This window comes from Caulobacter sp. Root1455 (genome assembly GCF_001426905.1).
Classification (GTDB): Bacteria; Pseudomonadota; Alphaproteobacteria; order Caulobacterales; family Caulobacteraceae; genus Caulobacter.
Window position 1 is genome coordinate 195859 of sequence record NZ_LMFQ01000022.1, and the last position, 19172, is coordinate 215030.

Below are 19172 nucleotides of genomic sequence, written 5' to 3' on the forward strand. Positions count from 1 at the left end.
CGCCTGATCCGCCCGTCATTCCAACCCGTGTATTTGAGTCCGCACCCACACGCAGCGAGGCGGACATGTCCCAGCCCATCCGTGTCACGGTCGAGAATTTCAGTCGCGCGAGTCCGACCTGTATCCGAGCGTGGTGGCCCTCAAGGAGGACGGCTTCGGCGAGTTCGAGCATCACCGTGAGCTGGCGCCGATCTCCAGGGACTATGAACCCGGGGAAAAGGCCGCGGCGCACGCCGCGTTGTCCGGTGGAAACAGGGCCGCCGCGACCTCATCGGCGAAGGTCGTCGGATTGAATGGCTTCTGGACGGTCGTCCGTTCGCTGTGGGTCCCTGTCATGCCATGGCGGCCGTAGCCGGTGACGAAGACGAAGGGCACGCCCTGAGCAGCGAGCGTATCGGCGACGGGATAGACCATTTCGCCGCCCAGATTCACATCAAGGATGGCGCCATCCAATTTGCCCGCCGCCAAAACCTTGAGGGCTTCATCGACCGAGCCCGCCGGCCCCACCACGACGCCGCCGACCTCGCCGATCAGGTCCTCGACCAACATGGCGAGCAACGGCTCATCCTCGACCAGGAGAATGCGCCGGCCCGCCAGGTCTCGGGAGTCTCCGCGAGAGCTCACGTCTCGGTTTCCAGCAGCGGGAAGTCGAGCCTGCATGCGACGCCGCGGGAACCGAAGCGTAGGCGCGCCGCCCCGCCCAGGCCGACCAAGCTGCGTTCGATCAGCCGCGTGCCGAACCCGCGCTGCGTCGGGACGGCGAGGCAAGGGCCGCCGCGCTCGAGCCAGAGCAGTCGCAGGCGAGGCGCGCCCAGCTCCGAACGCCGCCTCCATCGCACCGCGACCCTGCCCCTGTTGGAGAGCGCCCCGTACTTGGCCGCGTTGGTCGCGAGTTCGCCGAGCACCATGCCGAGAGTCACCGCCCGATTAGGCTGCAGCTTTACATCCGGCCCCGTCACGCTGAACCGGCAGGCGGAACCGCTCCCGTAGGGGCGCAGCTGCTCGGCGACGATCTCGCGGACGTCGGCGCCTGACCAATCGCTGCGCGTGAGCACATCGTGGCTCTGCGACAGGGCCGCCAGCCGTGCGGTCAGAGCCTCGCTGAAGGCCTCTGGGGAACCGGCGGTCTTGAGGGTCTGGTGGACGATCGACTGAACGCTGGCGAGGGTGTTCTTCACGCGATGATTGAGCTCGCGGATCAACAGTTTCTGCAACTCGCGGCTCTCCCGCCGCGCGGTGATGTCGCGGATCGCGGCGCAGACCAGGTCGTTGTCCTCGCCCGGCAGCAGGCTGAGGTTGGATTCCACGGGGAATTCCGTGCCGTCCTTGCGCCGCCCGAAGATATCGGCGCCTTCGCCCATCCGCCGCAGGCCCGGGCTTGCCAGGAACGCGGCGACCTTGCCGGCGTGGGGCTGCCGGAACCGTTCCGGCAGCAGGACGGCGATCGACTGGCCGATCAGCTCGGCGCGCGCGTAACCGAACATGTGTTCGGCCTGGGCGTTAAAGATGACGATGCGGTCGTCCTTGTCGGCGATCACCATGGCGTCGGGGGCGGTCTCGATCAGGTTGCGGAACTTCGCCTCGCTCCGGCGCAGGCTGGCGTTCAGCTCTCCGATCCGCTGCGACGACGCCTTCTGGGCGGCGTTCGCCGCGAGCATGGCCGAGATGATCGACACGTCCATGGTGGCGACGATGACAAACAGCACGACGGCGTTGGCCTGGGCGAGCGAAACTTCGCCGCCGTGCAACACCTGGGTCGCGGCCAGAACCGAGAGACCGATCGCCACCAGACCTGGCCATGTTCCGCAGAACAAGGTCACGAGGATCACCGCCGGAAAGAAGGTGATGAACTGCGCGCCCTCGATCCATGGGCTCAGGGCAAGACGAAGGGCCAGGGCGGCGCCGACTCCGAAGACGCAGATGACCAGATCGCCAAGCACACCGGGCCGATCGGCCAGTATGCCTCGAAGGGAGAGGATCGTACTGACGCGAATGGTCATCGACATGCCACATCCTCAGACACGGTCACGTCCGCGCGTTGATCTGGGTCAATCCAGCCTCGCTCGCGGGCGCGACACGTGCGTGGTCGGCGCCGGAGCCGCTCATTGTCGGTAGCGGCGTATCCCCGTCGTTTCAGGGCGGGAATGACGGATTAAAAGGACGGTTCGCGGCCGGCCGAGCCGGGCTCCGAGTTCGGCGAAGTTCGCCGCCTCGCCCCTCCGGCATACTGGAATTGGGGATGAAATAACTCAGTTCAAGAATTGGCGAGCGGCGTTTTATGCGTAGCTTTCGGACCCCTCAACCGAAGGGGTCTCCACCATGCATGAACTTGCCGCATCGCCGACGGCGAGCGCGACGGCGCTCGCCCAGGCCGTCCGCGCCGGATCCGTCAGCGCCCTGGAGCTGACCGACGCGGCGATCGCCCGGATCGAGGCGCTGGACGGGCCGATCAACGCGGTGGTCGTGCGCGACTTCGATCGCGCGCGCGGCCAGGCCCGCCAGGTCGACCTGGCCGTCGCCCTGGGCGCCGACCTGCCGCTGGCCGGCGTGCCCATGACCGTCAAGGAATGCTTCAACATCGCCGGCCTGCCGACCACGTTCGGACTGGAGATCGCGCGCGACTACCGGCCCACCGAGGACGCCGCGGCGGTGCGACGGCTGAAGGCGGCCGGCGCGGTCATCCTGGGCAAGACCAATGTCGCGGCCGGCCTGGCGGACTACCAGGTCGACAACCCGATCTACGGCCGGACCCGCAATCCGCACGACCTGGCGAGGTCGTGCGGCGGCTCGTCGGGCGGATCGGCGGCCGCCCTGGCGGCGGGCATGGTGCCGTTGGAGCTGGGCGGCGACGCCGGCGGCTCGATCCGCATTCCGGCCTCGTTCTGCGGCGTCCACGGCCACCTGTCGTCGTTCCCGCTGATCTCGCTGGAGGGACATGGACCGCCGGGCGGCGGCGTCATCGTGGGCCGGGCCTGGGCGGCGGCGGGGCCGATGGCGCGCACGGCCGAGGACCTGGCGCTGGCCCTCAAGGTGCTGTCCGGCCCGGAAGGGCGCGACGCCGCGGCCTACCGGCTGGACCTGCCGCCGCCCCGGCACGCCACGCTCTCCGGCTATCGGGTGTTCGTCCTGACCGGGCATCCGACCGCGACGGTCGACGACGAGATCGTCGGGGCCATCGACGCCCTGGCGGCGGAACTTGAGAAGGCCGGAACCTCGGTGTCGCGGGAGAGCCCGCTGCTGCCGTCACTGGCCGACTCCCACGCGCTGGTGGAGAAGTTCGCCTGGACCTACAGGACCGGCATGAACCCCGACGCGCCCGAGCCCAAGGGCACGGTCAAGGACTACTACGACTGCCTGATCGCCCAGGAGATGCTGCGGCGGCGTTGGGACGACTTCTTCAAGGCCTTCGACGTGGTGATCGCGCCCTGCTACGCCACGCCGGCCTTTCCGCAGTTCGCCGATCACGACCCCTGGCCGGGGCTGAACCGGACCCTGCGGATCGACGGCGCCGACGTCGCCTTCGCCCCGCAGACCGCCTGGCCGCTGATCGCCGGCATGCCGCACCTGCCGGCCACGGCGGCGCCGATCGGGCGCACCCGCGACGGCCTGCCGATCGGCGCGCAGTTCATCGGTCCGTTCCTGGAGGATCTGACCACGATCGCGTTCGCCGGGCAGATCGCCACGGCGTTCGGCCTGACCGCGGAGATCGCGGCGGCCGGACGCTAGGTCCGGTCCGCCAGGCCCCACCTGCGAAGCGTCTCGGCGCTGCTGTCCCAGAGCGGCCGGGCGCAGTCGGCGTGCCACAGCTCGCCCGACAGGCCCAGCTTGCGCGGACCGGCGACGTTCTGTCGCGGACGGCCGATGCTGCGCCGCACAACGAAAAGGCCCGCGAACCGGAGGGTTCGCGGGCCTTTTAAGATCAGCCGCCGAAGCGGGCTGTTTGAGCGTTTCAGGCGGCGTCGCGCTGCGCCTTGATGGCCGAGAGGGTCAGAACGATCAGGCTGAGCATTTTCTTCATCCAGTTGGGCGGGACATCAAATCGTCCCCATGAGCGCGACATTAAATGACAACGTTGTCATTCACAAGGGTTTTGCTGCGATGCGGCGTCGCAGGCTGGACGGCGCGTGCGCGCTTTACCGGGGGAGGCGTTTGGAGGACCCTTGGGGCCCGCCGCCGGCTTCCCATCTTGGAGACATGATGGTCGCTCTCCGCCTCGCCCCGCTCGCCCTGACCGCGGCCTTCGCCCTCGCCGGCGTCGCCCAGGCCGAGGCGACGCGGCCCGCCCCCAAGCTGTCCCTGGCCCCGGCCAAGCCCCTGGACCTGACCGCGCCCGGCCTGCCGGTGCTGTATTCGCGGGCCCCGACGCCGCTCCCGCCCGGGGTGGCGCGGACCTCGGTCGAGAGCAAGGCCGGCGACGCCGTGCTGGGCGCGGGCCTGCTGTGCGGCCTCAAACCCAACGCCGACGACAGCGGCGCCGGCCGCGCCCGCGGCTACGACCCCGACGGCAAGTTCGTGGGGGCGAAGCTGGCGTTCAGTTTCTAAATCCCCCCCCTATGGGGGAGGCGATCGCGAAGCGATCGGTGGGGGGCGTTTTCGGGTCGCGGATCGCAGGCTTGGTCGGCGTCCGATCACTCCCCCCTCCGTCGGCTTCGCCGACACCTCCCCCACAGGGGGAGGGCCTTAAGCTACAGCCGCACCCCGCCCAGCCAGGTCTGCCAGACCACGACGAAGCCGCCGTGCAGGATCACCGCCGGCCACAGCGAGCCCGTCCGCCAGCGCGTCAGGGCGCAGCCGAGGCCGAGGATCGCCGTGCAGGCCAGGAAGTCCGGGCGCAGGAACATCGCGCCCCGGGGCAGGAAGGTCAGGGCCTCCAGCGGATGCCAGGCGACGTAGAGGGCGGTCGAGACCGCGATGGCCGTCCAAGGGCGCGAAGTCTCGTCACGGCCGGGAACCAGCAGGCCGCGAAACGGGATCTCCTCGCCCAGGGCCGGCACGAACAGCACGGTCAGCAGCCGCGGCGGCAGGCCGGGAACGGTCGGGGTCAGGGCGTAGAGCCCGGTCGAAAAGCCGAGGACCGCCATCAGGCTTCCGGTGACCGCCGCGACCAGGCCGCACAGCGCCCAGCCGCGCGCGTCGGGCAAGGTGGTCAGGGATCGGCGCAGGCGCTGGAGCATGGCGCACCCTAACCCGGCGCGAAAGGCGCGGGGACCTCGCGCGTCGAGACTATCGCCCGACCGCCGTCGCGAGCGCGAGCCTTTCGCCGGGGTTCAGCCAATGGACCTCGTTGACATAGCAACGCCGCGAGCCCGCCGCCGTCCAGGCGATCGTCTCGGCCGGGTCTCCGGAGCAGATGAGGTCGCCGCCGTCGGACCGCATGGTCAGCTTGTGGGCGTCGTCCAGGGCCGGGCAATTGCTGGCGAGCCGCAGGCGAAAGATCGCCCCCTTGGGCGACTGGACATAGAGGATGTTCGGACCGGACCGATTGGCGCCGGCGATGAACCGCCCGTCGAAGCACGCCCGGGCATGGTCGCGCGGCAGGACGTTGGAATAGGCGTTCATCTGGGCGGCGTGGTCGAACCTCTGGCCGTTGTCGGCCGAGGCCGGGACCGCGGACGACATGGCCGCGGCGGCGGCTAGGAAGAGCATGGGCTTCATGGTCTGGCCTCCCAGCTGTTCTGCTGTCGCGGACGCTAGTCCCGATGCCCCTGCCGTACAAGCCGGGCGGCTGACCACCGCCAGAGGGGCGCCCCTAGGCTGCGGTCTCGGCTTTACTTGCATCATGATATCGTTATATAGCAAATCCGTTATATAATGGATGCCCCGTCGTGACCGCTTTTGACCAGTCCTTCGCCGCCCTGGCCGACCCCACCCGCCGCGCCATCATCGCGCGGCTGGCGCAGGGCGAGGCGACGGTGCAGGACCTCGCCCGTCCCTTTTCCATCAGCCAGCCCGCGATCAGCCGCCACCTGAAGGTGCTGGAAGAGGCGGGGCTGATCGAAACCCGCATCGACGGCACGGCCCGCCCCCGCCGCCTGAAACCGGACGCGGTCGAGGCGCTCTGGGACTGGCTCGGCCAATACCGGGCGCTTTGGGAGACGCGGTTCCAGAAGCTGGACGCGGTTCTCGACGGCCTGTCGGACGAAACCGACCAAGCACCTTCCGCCAATCCTGAAAGGAGCACCCGATGACCATGACCCTGGACCTGACCGAGCTGCAGCTCGTGATGGACGGCGAAACCGACATCGTCATCCGTCGCGATTTCACCCATCCGCCCGCCCGCGTCTGGCGGGGTTTGACCGAGCCCGCGCTGATCCCCCTGTGGCTGGGCGAGATGAAGCGCTGCGAGATGGACGCGCGTCCGGGCGGGGCCTTTCACTTCGAATGGGAGGCGTTCTTTTTCTGGGGGCCGATCCTGGCCGCCGACGCCCCGCATCACATGACCCATGTCGAGCATTTCAGCGGCGATGCGTCTTACCGTGTCGAGGTCACGACGGACCTGGTCGCGCGCGGCGCCGGGACCCGCATGACCCAGGTGATGCGCTACGCCAACGCCGAGGCGCGGGCCGCCGCGATCGCCGCCGGCTTCACCGACGGCCTGGACGACGTCTATGGCAAGCTGGAGGCGCTGCTGACCGCGGACTGAAGGGCCGTTCGCGACGGAGCCGTCCGAAACACCGAGCGTCGACAGCCCTAGGCCGCGGCCTCGGCGTCTTCGCCGGCGTCGTCCTCGTCGTCGCTCAGCAGGGCCGACAGCACCGCGGCCAGGCGTTCGGGCTTGATGGGCTTTTCCACCACGTCCTGCATGCCGGCGGCGATGTAGGTGGCCACGTCGTTGGGGTCGGCGTTGGCGGTCAGGGCGACGATCGGCGCGGCGCCGGCCCGGCCGGGCAGGTCGCGGATGGCGCGGGTGGCGGCGACGCCGTCCATGCGCGGCATCTTGATGTCCATCAGGATAAGATCGAAGCGGCCCGACTTGGCGGCCTCGACGGCCTCGGCGCCGTCGGCCACCTGCTCGGAGGTGCAGTCGAACATCTCGCACAGCGCCTCGGCGACCATGCGGTTGGTGGCGTTGTCGTCGACGATCAGGATGTGGGCCGAACGGGTGTCGAGCCTCGGCTCCTCGCCGGCCGACGCCGTGAGGGTCGCCTCGGGAACGCTCAGCGCGAACTGCACGGTCAGGCCGGCGCCCATGTTGGCCTCGGCCCGCAGCGGGCCGCCCATGGCGCGGGTCAAGCCGTGGGCCAGGGCCATGCCGACGCCCAGGGCCAGCTCGTTGCTGTCCTCGATGCAGCCCGCGCCCAGCGGGGCGAACACCCGGGCCAGGCGAGCCTCGGCCGAGCCGGGGGCGTTGTCGCGCACCCGACCTTCCAGCATCAGGCCGTTCTCGACGTGGTGGACCTTGAGACTGGCCTCGATGACGCCGCGGCCGCTGGCCAGGGCGCTCTCGATCAGGGCGTCGAACACCTGCAGCACGCGGTCGGCGTCGATCAGGGCGGCGGCGTCCGGGTCGCCGTCATAGGAGAACAGCAGGGTCGAGCCGCCCTCGGCCGCGCGGGGGGCCCAGCGGGCCTCGACGGCGTCGCTGAGGTCGCGCAGCAGGGCCGGCGCCGGCGCCAGGGCCAGGTCGCCGGTCGCGGCGCGGCGCAGGTCCATGGCGCGGCCGAGCACCTGGCTCATGTCGCGGCTGGTGTCGCCGATGGCGCGGACATAGGCGGCGGCGTCGGGCGTCAGCCGCGACTGCTCCAGCCGTTCGGTGAAGGCCAGGACGCCTTCCAGATGGCGGCCGATGTCGTGGGCCATGCGCTCGACCAGGGCCATGGCGTCGTCGGCCTCGCGCTGGCGGCGGCGGTGCGAGGTGAGCAGCGAGCTCAGCCCGCCGACGCCGACATAGTCGCCGGCCTCGTCGACGGCGAGATAGGCGCTGCGGAAGATCGGGGTGGCGCTTTGGGTCAGGCGGTCGACGAAGGCGGCGGCCGACACGCTGGCCTCGACCGTGCGCGCCTCGCGGTCCATGACCTCGGAGATCGGGCTTGCCGCCAGCTCGGGCGCGACGGCCATCTGGCCCTGGAACACGTCGCGATAGACCATGCCCAGCGGTTTGCCGTCCACGACCACGGCGATGGCGGCGGCGTCGGCCTGGACATGGAACATCGCCGCGACGTCACCGCACGGGGTCGTGGGAGCGATCGGGGCTCGGCGGTCGATAAGTCGGGCGAGGGTGTCCATGCGGCCGTTCGGCGAGGCGTTTTGGGGACCTCACCTTCACCCGTTGGCGTTGCGGAGTCGTAAATGGTCGACGTGTTTGGGGATTTGGGGCGTTGCGACGCGCGGTCCTTGGGGGGAAGGCCTGTCCGCCCGGCGTTCTCAAGGCGTCCGCCACGATGGGTCGCGGACATGGCGTTCCTCTCCTCACCCGTGAAACGGGGGAGGAGAAGGGCGCCAACGTCCGCTCAGGGTCGAGCGCCGAAAAACGCGATCTGCTCGCGATCTGATCTTCGGCCGCGGCGCCCCTTCGGCCCCGTCCAAACAAAAAGGGCGGCGGATCGCTCCGCCGCCCTTCCTGGTTCCGCCCAAAGTCGCCTCGAGAGAGGCGGTTTTGGCGCTCTTGCCTAGAACGACTTGGTGACGCTGACGCCGTAGGTGCGCGGCTCCAGCGTGATCAGGTTCGTGAACAGGCCCGAGCTGTCGTCGGTGGTGTAGGCGTCGGTGATCGGGGTGTCGTCGCTCAGGTTCTTGACATAGGCGTCGATCGACAGCCCCCACTCCGGCTTTTCGACCTTCAGAGTGACGGTGGTGTTGTCCCACGACTCCAGCGTGTCGTAGGCGGTGTTGTAGACCCGGGTGAACTGCTTGCTCTGGCGGTAGTAGTCGCCGCGCAGGGTGGCCGACCAGCCGCCCGAGAAGTCCCAGGTGTACTGGGCGCCGACCGAGGTGGTCCAGTGCGGCGAGTTGGGCAGCTCGTTGCCCGACAGGTCCGCCGTGGTGCCCTCGATCGAATAGCCGGCGCCGTAGTTGTACAGGCCCGTCATGTTGGCCAGGAAGGCCGCCGTGGCGGGCGGCAGGCCCGCGCCGCCGAGAGCGGCCGGGGTCTGCAGGAAGGCCTGGTAGACTTGCGGACCGCCGCAGGCGAACGGCAGGGTCGCGCCGGCCCCGGCCCCGATGATCGTGGCGGCGCCCGCGGTGGTCACCACGCAGTTGGAGCCGACCGCGGCGTTGGGCAGGCTGGGGCCCGCCTTGACCAGGGTATAGGCCGGGTTGTGCTGGGTGCGGTCCATGGTGTCGATCGACGCCACGCCGTCGGCGATCTTGGTGTGCAGGTAACCGACGTTGGCGTTCAGGCGCAGGTTGTGAACCGGCGACCAGACCGATTCCAGCTCCAGGCCGTAGACCGTGGCGTTGATGTTCTCGTTGACCGAGGTGCGGCTGACGATCTTGGAGATCTGGTAGCCCTGGTAGTCATAGTAGAAGCCGGTGGCGTTCAGCATCAGGCTGCCGCCCATCAGGGTGTTCTTCGATCCCAGCTCGAACGCGTTGACGAATTCCGGGTCGAACTGCGGCTTGACGGCCGAGCCGACCGCCGCCGGCGGGTTCGAGCCGCCGCCCTTGTAGCCCTTGGAATAGAAGGCATAGAGCAGGTTGTCGTCGGTCAGCTTGTAGTCGAAGCCGAAGCGACCGGTCAGTTCGTTGAAGACCGACTTTTCCTGCGGGTTGGTGGTGCTCTGCTTCAGGCCGATGCCCGGCGACAGCAGGACGGTGTCGTAGACGTCCAGGGTCTTGTCGTCGTGGGTGCGGCGCAGGCCCAGGGTGAACTTCAGCTTCTCGTTGGCCTGCCAGTACAGTTCGCCGAACAGGGCGTTCGACTTCAGGTGATAGGGCGAGCGGTTGTCATAATAGTTGTGGCCGCTGCCGTCCGGCGTGGCGTTGGGGTCGATGCCGATGCAGGTGGTCGGCAGGGCGACCGGGCTGCAATTGGGGTTGCCGGTCTTCTGGAAGTTCAGCGCCATCGCCGACATCGTCAGCGAGTTGCCGATCACGTAGTAGTCGGTGACGGTCTTGTAGTCGAAATAGATGCCGCCGAAGTTGAAGTTCAGCGGACCGTCGAAGTTCGACTGCAGCCGGATTTCCTGGCTCCACTGCTTGGACGTGCCCGAGGAGACGTCCAGGGTGGTGAACTTGTTGGTGGTGCCGACCTGCGGGTCGGTGAAGAAGCCACCCGGGGAAAGCCCCGTGCTGTTGAACGGAACGGTCGAGACGTTCCGGTTGTAGTCCAGCTTCGTATAGACCTCGCCCTCGCTGTACGACGTCATGGCCGTCAGGGTCAGCTGGTCGGTGAGGTCGTAGTCCAGATTGAACTGGTAGATGTCCGAGCTGGATTGGTAGATCGGGTCGAACAGCGTCTCGATTTCACGCAGGTCGTGGCTGGTGGTGTCGCCGGCGTTGGCGTCGCCGCTGGTGAAGCCGAAGATGTTGCCCAGTTCGCCGGTCAGGGTGCCCGAGGTGTTGACGGTGCCGTAGGCGTTGTTGCTGTACAGCGAGGCGTTCTGGCAGCCCTGGGTCAGGAAAGCGCGAGCCGCGCCGGTGGGCACGCCGCCGAGCGTGGCCGGGCCGTTGTCCTTGGTGCAGAGCTGCTTGCCGACGCGGGCGCGGCTGTCGTCCTCGTTGAAGTGCTCCCACATGAAGTTGGTGCGCAGCGAGTCGGTGGGATTGAACATCACCGAGACGCGGGTCGAGTACAGGTCGCGGTCGTCGACCTTGTGGCCGTTGTAGGTGTTGGTGACGAAGCCGTCGCGCTTGAGATAGTTGCCGGCCACGCGGACGGCCAGCTTGTCGCCGACGATCGGCATGTTGATCATGCCGCGCAGCTTCTGGGTGCTGTAGTTGCCGATCTCGGCCCGGATCTGGGCCTCGAAGGTGTCGGTCGGCTTGGCGGTGATGATGTTGACCACGCCGCCGGTGGCGTTGCGGCCGTACAGCGTGCCTTGCGGACCGCGCAGCACTTCGACGCGCTCCACGTCGAAGAACTCGGCGTCGAACAGGTTGCCCGACTGCAGCGGGGCGTTGTTCTCGTGGACGCCGACGCCGCCGTCGGTCGAGACGCCGACGGCCTTGTTGCCGATGCCGCGGATCGCGAAGTTGAAGCTGTTGGTGAAGTTGCCCTTGGCGAAGGTGACGTTGGGAATGGCCAGTTGCAGGTTGGGGCCGCCGTCGATCTTTTGCGCTTCCAGGCTGTCCTGGCTGAAGGCCGACACCGCGATCGGCACGTCCTGCAGGGCTTCTTCCTTTTTCTGGGCGGTGACGACCAGTTCCTCGAGCACGTTGCCGCCGCCTTGCTGGGCGCCGGGCGTGGTTTGAGCGAAGGCTGGGGTGGCGACGGCGGCCAGCACGGTCACGGACGCACCCATGGCCAGCAGGCTCCGCATACGCAGAGATCGCGACATTCTATTCCCTCCCTGGACGTCGCGGCTCCTTATGGCGGAGCCTGCGGACGTCGCGTTGTTTCCTCGGCGCCGTACTTTTAAGCACTACGCGGGCGTACGGCCGACCCCTCGCAGCATAAGGCGATTGCATACTTGGTATCTGGGGCTGTCAACCGGCCAGAGCCTAAGTAATCATTGATAGGTTACACCTTTTCACTTTACCCAAGGTCACATTCACCTCGGACGGGTAAGTTTTCATTAAAATTAGAAAAGCCGGTTCGGCGCCTGACGTAGCGTCAGGCGTGGTTTCAGCCTGGGAAACCTTGACGAGGCTTGCCGCCGCGCGTGGTTCATAGTGTCCCATTCGCGCTGAAGGTACAGCCAAAATATCGTCGTTCGAAACAAATGTTTCAGGGCTGATGACCCCAGGACACAGTCGAGAGCGCACGCCCCCACCCCCTGGCCGGGGCCGGATTGGCGATACCTTGCCGTGCACGCGCCTCGGTCGGCGGTCCTCCCACGTGCCAATCCCGCGCGCCTCGTGTAGAGAAACGCGATGTCCGCTTCCCCCCCTTCCCCGTCGACGCCGCCGCGCGCCGAGGCCGCCCTGGTGCTGTTCTCCGGCGGCCAGGACAGCAGCGTCTGCCTGGCCTGGGCCCTGGAGCGCTACGCCCGGGTCGAGACCGTCGGCTTCGACTACGGCCAGCGCCATGTGATCGAGATGCAGGCCCGCCAGGCCGTGCGCCATCGGATGGCCGAGCGCTTCCCCCACTGGGCCGACCGCCTGGGCGAGGACCACGTGCTGGACCTGACCGGCTTCGGCGCGGTGGCCCAGTCGGCCCTGACCGCCGACGTCGCCATCGAGATGACCGAGCGCGGCCTGCCGTCCACCTTCGTGCCCGGCCGCAACCTGGTGTTCCTGATCTACGCGGCCGCCCTGGCCGACCGCCGGGGCCTGGGGGCGCTGGTCGGCGGCATGTGCGAGACCGACTTCTCGGGCTATCCCGACTGCCGGCGCGACACCCTGGACGCCATGCAGAGCGCCCTGAACCTGGGCATGGACCGCGACTTCGTCATCGAGACCCCGCTGATGAAGCTGACGAAAGCCGAGACCTGGGCCCTGGCCAAGACCCTGGGCGGCGAGGACCTGGTCGACCTGATCGTGGTCGAGAGCCACACCTGTTACCAGGGCGAACGCGGCGAACTGCACGCCTGGGGCCACGGCTGCGGCGAATGCCCGGCCTGCGAGCTGCGGCGGCGGGGGTATGAGGAATGGGACGCGGCGGGGCGGGACGGGCTCGGTGCGTGAAAACCTCGTCCTTCGACAAGCTCAGGATGAGGTTTTCATTTTGAGCGCCTTTGATCTCCACCGCACCAGTAGCCCTCATCCTGAGCTTGTCGAAGGACGAGGGCGCCCCCTCGAGCGTTCCCAATGACCTACTCCGTCAAGGAAATCTTCCTCACCCTGCAGGGCGAGGGCGGCCAGGCGGGCAAGGCGGCGGTGTTCTGCCGGTTCGCCGGCTGCAACCTGTGGACCGGCCGCGAGCAGGACCGCGCCAAGGCCGTCTGCACCTTCTGCGACACCGACTTCGTCGGCGTGGACGGCGAAGGCGGCGGCAAGTTCGCCACGCCCGACGACCTGGCCCGCGCGGTCGAGGCCGCCTGGACCGGCGGGCCGCGCGACCGCCTGGTGGTCTGCACCGGCGGCGAGCCGCTGCTGCAGCTGGACCCGCCCCTGATCGCCGCCCTGCACGCGCGCGGCTTCATGATCGCGGTCGAGACCAACGGCACGGTGGAAGCGCCCAAGGGGATCGACTGGGTCTGCGTCAGCCCCAAGGCCGACGCCCCGGTCGTCCAGACCCAGGGCCAGGAGCTGAAGCTGGTCTATCCGCAGGACAAGGCGCTTCCCGAGCGCTTCGCGGCCCTGGATTTCGAGCGCTTCTACCTGCAGCCGATGGACGGCCCGGACCGCGACAGGAACACGCAATTGGCCGTCGCCTATTGCCTTTCGCACCCACAATGGCGTTTAAGCGTCCAGACACACAAATATCTCGGCCTGCCCTGACGGATAAGGCGCTCGACTTGGTGACAGGGTCGACGCGCTAGAGCCTCCCAGGCCTAGTCAAAGAAGCATTAGATGAAGCCCGTCTTCGAGATCACGAAGGCCGCGCATTTCGACGCGGCGCATTACATCGAGCAAGGTCCCGCCGACCATCGCTACCGCAAGCTGCACGGCCACTCGTTCAAGGTCGAGGCCAGCGTGCGCGGGACCATGCAGGATGCGGGCTGGGTGGCCGACCTGGACAGCCTGGACGGCGCGCTGAAGGCGGTGGCGACCGAGCTGGACCACGGTCTGCTCAACGATCGCCCGGGGCTGGAAAGCCCGACCCTGGAGCGCATCTGCCTCTATTTCGCCGAGCGCCTGACGCCCCAGTTTCCGGGCCTGTCGCGCGTGGTGGTCTCGCGCCCGACCATCGGCGAAAGCTGCGCGCTGACGCTTTAGGCCCCCACCGCCCCCTCCGAACGGAGTTGCGCGTTCGAAAGCCGCTTGACAGCTTTCATATGTCAGTTATTTATTACACATGAAATGCGGATGGATCACATGACCCCGGGGGACAGGCTGCTGGCGATCCTGTCGGCGCTGGACAGTCCGCACCGCCTGCGGATCATCGCGGCGCTGCGGGCGGGCGGGCGCAACTATGTCAGCCGGTTGGCGCGCGAGATCGGCATCAGCCGGCCGCTGCTCCACCTGCATCTGAACAAGCTGGAAGAGGCGGGGCTGGTCACCAGCCAGCTGGAGCTGTCGCAGGACGGCAAGGCCCTCAACTATTTCGAGGTCGCCGATTTCCAGCTCGAGATCACCCCCGCCCTGATCGCCGAGCGCGTCCAGTCCCTCACCCAGAAAACCGACAAGTAGGAGATGTTCATGTCCGAACACCTGTACATTCTGACGATCTGCCTCCCGCTGGGGACGGTGCTGCTGATCTTCGGCCTGCGCTACCTGGCCGCCGTGCAGCAGGCCAAGGCGCGCCTGGCCGGCGACCAGGCCTACCGGGAGATCTCGGAACAGACCCTGACCGTCCTGGTCGAGGTCCGCGCGCGGCTGGACGGGATCGAGAAGATCCTCAAGGCGGTGGAATAGTGGCCGCCGACCTTTCCCTGGCCTCCGCCGGGCGCGGCGGGGCCGCTTCGTCCGCCCGGGACCACGCCGCGCCGCCCCTCTGGCGTCTGTACGCGCTGCGGGCCGGCTACCTGCTGATCGCCGTCGGTCTCGGGATCGAGATCTGGCCGGGCATCCTCCTCGACCACGGGTCATGGGGGCTGATGCAGGGCGTCGTGCAGTGCATGCTGGGCGCGCTGTCGCTGCTGGCGCTGCTGGGCCTGCGCTATCCGCTGAAGATGCTGCCGCTGCTGCTGTTCGAGATCGCGTGGAAGGTGATCTGGCTGTCGGTGGTGGCGGTTCCGCTGTGGCGGGCGGGCCGGATGGACGCGGACACCGCGTCGACCGCCTTCGCCTGCGCCCTGGTCGTGATCTTCCCGATCATCATCCCCTGGCCCTACGTGCTTTCCGCCTTCGCCCGGGCGAAGGGCGATCGGTGGCGCTAGGCGGATTCGAAAAACGTCGGTCTTCCTTCGCGCGTCCGGCTGGCCTATCTCTGCCTCGCCAATGCCGTCGGGGAACCTCGCCCATGCTCTACATGCTGCTGTGCTACAACAACCAGGACGAGGTCATGGGCTGGACCCAGGCGCAGGACGACGCGGTGATGGGCCGCCTGTCGGTCGTCCATGACCGGCTGATCGCCGAGGGCAAGATGGGCCCGTCGGGCCGGCTGAGCGCCACGACGACCGCCAAGACCCTGGTCAAGACCGACGCCCCCTTCGTGGTCGACGGCCCGTTCGCCGAGACCAAGGAGCAGTTCCTGGGCTTCTACGTGCTGGACGTCGCCGACATGGACGAGGCCCTCGACATCGCCCGCGAGCTGGGCGTGGCCAATCCCGGCGGGGCGTACGAGGTGCGGCCGATGCGGCTGTACCTGCCGGGGGCGATCGCGGCGGGGTAAGCAATCCCTCCCCTGTGGGGGAGGCGGCCGAAGGCCGGCGGGGGAGTTCTAGGGTCGAAGGTCCGGGTTGTGGTCGTCCGCCGAACACGCCCCCTCCGTCGGCTTCGCCGACACCTCCCCCACTGGGGGAGGCCTAAGGTGGGCGGGCGCGCTAGCCCCGCCGCTGCGACTTCTTCCATTCCTTGAACTCGCGCTTTTCGCGGTCCTTCTTGCTCTCGCCGGGGATCAACGCCTTGCCGGTGGCGACCACGACCTTGCCGGTGGTTCCGACCACGGCTCCGGTCGCGCCGACCACGGCGCCGCCGGCGGCGACGGCCAGGCAGCCCTGGCTCGTGAACGCGACGGCCAGCAGGGCCAGGGCGAGAGGAAGACGACGCGCGGACATGGGCGGGCTCACTGCGGTTGGAGCCAGTGTTCTAGCCCAGGGTGCGTTAAGGATCTCCGCGTCCGATGGCCGCTGTATGGCGCCGAAGGATCGCCGATGGCCAGTCCATCGAAAACGGATATCACTAGCTGCGCCGTGGAAGGGCGCGGGGCCGCGGAGACGGGGACAATATGCGGGCGCTGGTTTTGACGATCGTCGTGCTGGGATGTCTCATCGGCTCGCCCAGTTCGGCGCGAGATGTCCGCGGGCGCCCCAATCCGCTCTACCAGCCGACCGGTTCGCGGCAGGAGCACGCCCTGAACCACGCCCGCGTCCTGATGGCGCGGCGAGACTATCCGGGGGCGATCGCGGCTTTCGACGAGGTGATCGCCCTTCAGCCGCAATTCGCCGCGGCGCTCGCCGAACGCGCCTTCGCGCGCGAGGCCGCCGGCGATCTGGCCGGCGCGCAGCAGGACCACGACGCCGTCCTGCGCCTGACGCCCGATCGCGCCAACGCCTGGAGTCACGCGGGGTGGATCCGCGCCTTGCGGGGCGTGGACCTGGATCAGGCCTTGACCTATTGCGACAAGGCGGTGGACCTGAACACGGCCATCGGTGACGTGAACATCGATCCCCTCGACTCGCGGGGCTTCGTCCACTTCCGGCGCGGCGAGCTCGGTCTGGCGCTGGCCGATTACGACGCGGCCCTGCGCCTGTTTCCCCGCTCGGCCTCGACGCTCTACATGCGTGGCCTGGTGAAGCAGCGGGCCGGCGATCCGGCGGCCGGCGCGGCCGATATCAAGCGGGCTCTGAAGATCAATCCGCGCATCGCCGATCTCTGGAAACGGCGCGGCGTCGAAGCCTAGGCCGTTTTCGCGCACCGCTCAGTACTGCAGCTCCACCACGCCCGGGTCTCCCTGGCGGCGCCAGGGGCCGATGAAGGCCGGGTCCTGGCGGCGGCGGCGGTCGGGGCCGAAATAGTCCTGGCAGCGAATGAACTGGCGGGGGTGCTCGATCAGCAGGTTGATGCGGTGGATCACGCCGCGCGCCGTCACCGGCTTGGCCAGGAACTCGTTGACCCCGGCGTCGCGCGCCTCGGCCACCCGCCGCATCGTGGAGTGGCCGGTGATCATGATGACCGGGGTGAACGGGCCGGGGCTGTCGGGCGAATTGCGCAGGAGGTTGACGAAGTCGATGCCGTCCAGCGGACCCATGGTCAGGTCGGTCATGACCAAGTCCATCTGGGTTTCGCGCATCATCTGCAGCGCCTCGGCGCCGTCCATCGCCTCGAAAATCTGCCGTACGCCCAGAGCTCGCAGGATCTCGGTCAGCAACATGCGCATGTGCTGATTGTCGTCGACTAACAGAATCTTCAGCAGATCGAAGCGCACGCGCCCCCGGCTCGCTCAGAGGACTCGCCATTTGACGCGTCGCTCAAGATCAAACGTTACGAGACGGTAATAATCGGTCAATCGGAAATTCACCCGAGACCTCGGTGTTTCTCGTCTTATGTCGAATTTCGACATAACCAGCCGTTTTCGGATTTGGCCGGGCCCGCGCAATTATGGCGAGTTTTGGCCCGCGTCTTCTTGGCGGATATTCAGATTATTCTTAATTCAGTGGCGGTTGATTACCTTTTGTCAACGAAAAAATAGGAACGAGTCGCAAGGTCCGAGAGTTGTTTGGCCGAAGGGATATGATTCCACATGGCCTCCCGCGACGAACTCATCAAACGCGAAGCTCTGGAGCTCTGGCGCCAGACGCACGACGCACCCCCGCCGGAGGTCAGCGGCGGGGAGTTGCTTGAGATCATTTGTCGAGATCTTGATGTTCGCGGCTACGACCGCGTCCAGTCGGCCTTCCTGCGCCCCACGATGATCCTGCGCCCCGAGGAATGGCCGGAGGCGCGCAAGGCGTAGTCGCCCGCCATTCCAATTTCAGCCGTCATCCCGGGCCTTGTGCCCGGGACCCCTGGTTCAGCTGACGGTGAAGCGCATTGGCGCGCCAGCGCGCCACACCCCTGCCCTTGCGGCGGACAGAGGGGTCCCGGGCACGAGGCCCGGGATGACGAGCTCTAAATCAAACCCTTTGGCCTTGGCCGCCCGGCGCGAACGCGCCGCCGCCCGTCTGGGCGCGGTGGCGCAGGAAGGCGTCGGCCAGCACGCAGGCGGTCATCGCCTCGACCACCGGCACGCCGCGGATGCCCACGCACGGGTCGTGACGGCCCTTGGTGCGCAGGTCGATCTCCTCCCCCGCCTCGTTGACGCTCTGGCGGAGCGTCAGGATCGAGGAGGTCGGCTTGAAGGCCACGCGGGCCACCACCGGCTGGCCCGTCGACAGTCCGCCCAGCACGCCGCCGGCGTGGTTGCTCAGGAACACCGGACCATCCTCGCCCATCCGCATCTGGTCGGCGTTGTCCTCGCCCGACAGGGCGGCGCTGGCGAAGCCCTCGCCGATCTCCACGCCCTTGGCGGCGTTGATCGACATCAGGGCCGAGGCCAGCTCGGCGTCCAGCTTGCCGTACAGCGGCGCGCCCCAGCCGGCCGGCACGCCGGCCGCCTCGACCTCGACGACGGCCCCGGTCGAGGAGCCGGCCTTGCGGACCGTCTCCAGATGCTCTTCCCAGACCGGAATGATCGCCGCGTCGGGCGACCAGTAGGGGTTCTCGTTGATCTGGTCCCAGTCCCAGTTCGCGCGGTCGATGACGTGCGGGCCGATCTGCACCAGGGCCGCGCGCACCGTGACGCCGGGGATCACCAGCCGGGCGATCGCGCCGGCCGCCACCCGCGCGGCGGTCTCGCGCGCCGAGCTGCGCCCGCCGCCGCGATAGTCGCGCACGCCGTACTTGGCGAAATAGGGATAGTCGGCGTGGCCGGGCCGAAAGGCCTGGGCGATCTCGCCATAGTCCTTGGAGCGCTGGTCGGTGTTGTCGATCATCAGGCTGATCGGCGTACCGGTCGTGCGCTGGCCGTCGCTGCGCTCGTCCTCGAACACCCCCGACAGGATGCGCACGGCGTCCGGCTCCTGGCGCTGGGTGACGAACTTGCCCTGGCCGGGACGGCGCTTGTCGAGGAAGGCCTGGATCTGCTCGGCGGTGATGGCGATCCCGGGCGGAACGCCGTCGACCACGCAGCCCAGGGCCGGGCCGTGGCTTTCGCCCCAGGTGGTGACGCGGAACAGGTGGCCGAAGGTGTTGTGCGACATGGGGGCGGTGTAGCGGAAAGCGTGCAGGGGGGCAAAGGTCGGGGCGGCGATCACTTGCCCCCTACGGACCGCTTCGCGGTCGTCTTCCCCCAGAGGGGGAAGAGGAGTCGCGCTTTCGTCCTCCGC

Annotated in this window: 23 protein-coding genes; 13 read left to right on the top strand and 10 right to left on the bottom strand. The window is 68.2% G+C overall.

Translation table 11 applies throughout. From position 1 onward, the window contains the following. Positions 1-201 precede the first annotated feature (201 nt). A complete protein-coding gene (locus ASD21_RS15405) occupies positions 202-660 on the bottom strand; it encodes a response regulator (protein ID WP_082554795.1) in 459 nt (152 codons plus the stop codon). Further along, on the bottom strand, positions 621-2006 hold the full coding sequence (locus ASD21_RS15410) for a sensor histidine kinase (protein WP_082554796.1): 1386 nt from the start codon (positions 2004-2006) through the stop codon (positions 621-623). The genes ASD21_RS15405 and ASD21_RS15410 overlap by 40 nt, the downstream gene beginning before the upstream one ends. A gap of 313 nt (positions 2007-2319) precedes the next feature. Between ASD21_RS15410 and ASD21_RS15415 the strand changes: the two genes are divergently transcribed. Then, entirely contained in the window at positions 2320-3726 is a 1407-nt protein-coding gene (locus ASD21_RS15415; RefSeq protein WP_056442981.1) for an amidase family protein, read from the top strand. On the opposite strand, the gene ASD21_RS24005 is transcribed toward ASD21_RS15415, so the two are convergent. After that, on the bottom strand, positions 3723-3875 hold the full coding sequence (locus ASD21_RS24005; protein ID WP_156398396.1) for a hypothetical protein: 153 nt from the start codon (positions 3873-3875) through the stop codon (positions 3723-3725). The genes ASD21_RS15415 and ASD21_RS24005 overlap by 4 nt on opposite strands. Before the next feature lie 322 nt (positions 3876-4197). Between ASD21_RS24005 and ASD21_RS15420 the strand changes: the two genes are divergently transcribed. Further along, positions 4198-4542, top strand: a complete 345-nt coding sequence (locus tag ASD21_RS15420; protein WP_056443197.1) for a hypothetical protein — start codon at positions 4198-4200, stop codon at positions 4540-4542. A 143-nt stretch (positions 4543-4685) separates the two neighbouring features. Here the strand turns inward: ASD21_RS15420 and ASD21_RS15425 are convergent, their stop codons facing one another. Next, complete coding sequence (locus ASD21_RS15425) at positions 4686-5174, bottom strand: CPBP family glutamic-type intramembrane protease (RefSeq protein WP_056442985.1); 489 nt, start codon at positions 5172-5174, stop codon at positions 4686-4688. 49 nt (positions 5175-5223) lie between these two features. After that, the gene (locus tag ASD21_RS15430) at positions 5224-5655 is read right to left on the bottom strand and encodes a hypothetical protein (RefSeq protein ID WP_235524900.1); all 432 of its coding nucleotides are present in this window, start codon (positions 5653-5655) and stop codon (positions 5224-5226) included. A gap of 170 nt (positions 5656-5825) precedes the next feature. Between ASD21_RS15430 and ASD21_RS15435 the strand changes: the two genes are divergently transcribed. Further along, on the top strand, positions 5826-6188 hold the full coding sequence (locus tag ASD21_RS15435) for an ArsR/SmtB family transcription factor (RefSeq protein ID WP_056442986.1): 363 nt from the start codon (positions 5826-5828) through the stop codon (positions 6186-6188). Further along, positions 6185-6643: an SRPBCC family protein gene (locus ASD21_RS15440; protein ID WP_056442989.1), complete on the top strand. Its 459-nt coding sequence runs from the start codon at positions 6185-6187 to the stop codon at positions 6641-6643. The genes ASD21_RS15435 and ASD21_RS15440 overlap by 4 nt, the downstream gene beginning before the upstream one ends. A gap of 47 nt (positions 6644-6690) precedes the next feature. On the opposite strand, the gene ASD21_RS15445 is transcribed toward ASD21_RS15440, so the two are convergent. Both ASD21_RS15445 and ASD21_RS15450 read right to left on the bottom strand, forming a co-directional pair. Next, the gene (locus ASD21_RS15445; RefSeq protein ID WP_056442992.1) at positions 6691-8226 is read right to left on the bottom strand and encodes an ATP-binding response regulator; all 1536 of its coding nucleotides are present in this window, start codon (positions 8224-8226) and stop codon (positions 6691-6693) included. A 383-nt stretch (positions 8227-8609) separates the two neighbouring features. Beyond that, complete coding sequence (locus ASD21_RS15450; protein ID WP_056442994.1) at positions 8610-11438, bottom strand: TonB-dependent receptor; 2829 nt, start codon at positions 11436-11438, stop codon at positions 8610-8612. A 535-nt stretch (positions 11439-11973) separates the two neighbouring features. On the opposite strand from ASD21_RS15450, the gene queC reads away from it, so the two are divergent. The 7 genes from queC to ASD21_RS15485 all read left to right on the top strand — a co-directional run bounded on the left by queC (position 11974) and on the right by ASD21_RS15485 (position 15478). Continuing rightward, positions 11974-12726 (top strand): 7-cyano-7-deazaguanine synthase QueC, encoded by a 753-nt coding sequence (gene queC, locus ASD21_RS15455; RefSeq protein WP_056442997.1) that lies wholly within the window; start codon positions 11974-11976, stop codon positions 12724-12726. Positions 12727-12849: 123 nt separating this feature from the next. After that, positions 12850-13482, top strand: a complete 633-nt coding sequence (gene queE / locus ASD21_RS15460; protein ID WP_056443000.1) for a 7-carboxy-7-deazaguanine synthase — start codon at positions 12850-12852, stop codon at positions 13480-13482. Positions 13483-13554: 72 nt separating this feature from the next. Further along, complete coding sequence (locus ASD21_RS15465; RefSeq protein ID WP_056443003.1) at positions 13555-13920, top strand: 6-pyruvoyl trahydropterin synthase family protein; 366 nt, start codon at positions 13555-13557, stop codon at positions 13918-13920. 99 nt (positions 13921-14019) lie between these two features. Then, positions 14020-14334 (top strand): ArsR/SmtB family transcription factor, encoded by a 315-nt coding sequence (locus ASD21_RS15470; RefSeq protein WP_200941444.1) that lies wholly within the window; start codon positions 14020-14022, stop codon positions 14332-14334. Positions 14335-14343: 9 nt separating this feature from the next. Next, on the top strand, positions 14344-14559 hold the full coding sequence (locus tag ASD21_RS15475; RefSeq protein ID WP_156390793.1) for a hypothetical protein: 216 nt from the start codon (positions 14344-14346) through the stop codon (positions 14557-14559). Further along, entirely contained in the window at positions 14559-15023 is a 465-nt protein-coding gene (locus ASD21_RS15480; protein WP_200941445.1) for a hypothetical protein, read from the top strand. Before ASD21_RS15475 ends, ASD21_RS15480 begins: the two co-directional genes overlap by 1 nt. A gap of 83 nt (positions 15024-15106) precedes the next feature. Beyond that, positions 15107-15478 carry a YciI family protein gene (locus ASD21_RS15485; RefSeq protein ID WP_056443010.1) on the top strand — a complete coding sequence of 124 codons (372 nt, stop codon included), beginning with the start codon at positions 15107-15109 and terminating at the stop codon, positions 15476-15478. Positions 15479-15629: 151 nt separating this feature from the next. Here ASD21_RS15485 and ASD21_RS15490 read toward each other — a convergent pair whose 3' ends face one another. Further along, entirely contained in the window at positions 15630-15863 is a 234-nt protein-coding gene (locus ASD21_RS15490) for a hypothetical protein (RefSeq protein ID WP_056443013.1), read from the bottom strand. Positions 15864-16033: 170 nt separating this feature from the next. On the opposite strand from ASD21_RS15490, the gene ASD21_RS15495 reads away from it, so the two are divergent. Continuing rightward, on the top strand, positions 16034-16708 hold the full coding sequence (locus tag ASD21_RS15495) for a tetratricopeptide repeat protein (protein ID WP_056443016.1): 675 nt from the start codon (positions 16034-16036) through the stop codon (positions 16706-16708). Between the two features lie 18 nt (positions 16709-16726). Here ASD21_RS15495 and ASD21_RS15500 read toward each other — a convergent pair whose 3' ends face one another. After that, complete coding sequence (locus ASD21_RS15500; protein ID WP_056443019.1) at positions 16727-17233, bottom strand: response regulator; 507 nt, start codon at positions 17231-17233, stop codon at positions 16727-16729. 315 nt (positions 17234-17548) lie between these two features. Here ASD21_RS15500 and ASD21_RS15505 point away from each other — a divergent pair, with 315 nt between their 5' ends. Then, on the top strand, positions 17549-17761 hold the full coding sequence (locus tag ASD21_RS15505) for a hypothetical protein (protein ID WP_056443022.1): 213 nt from the start codon (positions 17549-17551) through the stop codon (positions 17759-17761). Positions 17762-17921: 160 nt separating this feature from the next. Here the strand turns inward: ASD21_RS15505 and aroC are convergent, their stop codons facing one another. Further along, entirely contained in the window at positions 17922-19046 is a 1125-nt protein-coding gene (gene aroC, locus ASD21_RS15510) for a chorismate synthase (protein ID WP_056443206.1), read from the bottom strand. Positions 19047-19172 lie beyond the last annotated feature (126 nt).

Bases quoted from the DNA above. Each gene is read 5' to 3' on its own strand.
- ASD21_RS15405 (WP_082554795.1), bottom strand. From the start codon at position 660: ATGCAGGCTCGACTTCCCGCTGCTGGAAACCGAGACGTGAGCTCTCGC.
- ASD21_RS15410 (WP_082554796.1), bottom strand. From the start codon at position 2,006: ATGTCGATGACCATTCGCGTCAGTACGATCCTCTCCCTTCGAGGCATA.
- ASD21_RS15415 (WP_056442981.1), top strand. From the start codon at position 2,320: ATGCATGAACTTGCCGCATCGCCGACGGCGAGCGCGACGGCGCTCGCC.
- ASD21_RS15420 (WP_056443197.1), top strand. From the start codon at position 4,198: ATGGTCGCTCTCCGCCTCGCCCCGCTCGCCCTGACCGCGGCCTTCGCC.
- ASD21_RS15425 (WP_056442985.1), bottom strand. From the start codon at position 5,174: ATGCTCCAGCGCCTGCGCCGATCCCTGACCACCTTGCCCGACGCGCGC.
- ASD21_RS15430 (WP_235524900.1), bottom strand. From the start codon at position 5,655: ATGAAGCCCATGCTCTTCCTAGCCGCCGCCGCGGCCATGTCGTCCGCG.
- ASD21_RS15440 (WP_056442989.1), top strand. From the start codon at position 6,185: ATGACCATGACCCTGGACCTGACCGAGCTGCAGCTCGTGATGGACGGC.
- ASD21_RS15445 (WP_056442992.1), bottom strand. From the start codon at position 8,226: ATGGACACCCTCGCCCGACTTATCGACCGCCGAGCCCCGATCGCTCCC.
- ASD21_RS15450 (WP_056442994.1), bottom strand. From the start codon at position 11,438: ATGTCGCGATCTCTGCGTATGCGGAGCCTGCTGGCCATGGGTGCGTCC.
- queC (WP_056442997.1), top strand. From the start codon at position 11,974: ATGTCCGCTTCCCCCCCTTCCCCGTCGACGCCGCCGCGCGCCGAGGCC.
- queE (WP_056443000.1), top strand. From the start codon at position 12,850: ATGACCTACTCCGTCAAGGAAATCTTCCTCACCCTGCAGGGCGAGGGC.
- ASD21_RS15465 (WP_056443003.1), top strand. From the start codon at position 13,555: ATGAAGCCCGTCTTCGAGATCACGAAGGCCGCGCATTTCGACGCGGCG.
- ASD21_RS15470 (WP_200941444.1), top strand. From the start codon at position 14,020: ATGACCCCGGGGGACAGGCTGCTGGCGATCCTGTCGGCGCTGGACAGT.
- ASD21_RS15475 (WP_156390793.1), top strand. From the start codon at position 14,344: ATGTCCGAACACCTGTACATTCTGACGATCTGCCTCCCGCTGGGGACG.
- ASD21_RS15485 (WP_056443010.1), top strand. From the start codon at position 15,107: ATGCTCTACATGCTGCTGTGCTACAACAACCAGGACGAGGTCATGGGC.
- ASD21_RS15490 (WP_056443013.1), bottom strand. From the start codon at position 15,863: ATGTCCGCGCGTCGTCTTCCTCTCGCCCTGGCCCTGCTGGCCGTCGCG.
- ASD21_RS15495 (WP_056443016.1), top strand. From the start codon at position 16,034: ATGCGGGCGCTGGTTTTGACGATCGTCGTGCTGGGATGTCTCATCGGC.
- ASD21_RS15505 (WP_056443022.1), top strand. From the start codon at position 17,549: ATGGCCTCCCGCGACGAACTCATCAAACGCGAAGCTCTGGAGCTCTGG.
- aroC (WP_056443206.1), bottom strand. From the start codon at position 19,046: ATGTCGCACAACACCTTCGGCCACCTGTTCCGCGTCACCACCTGGGGC.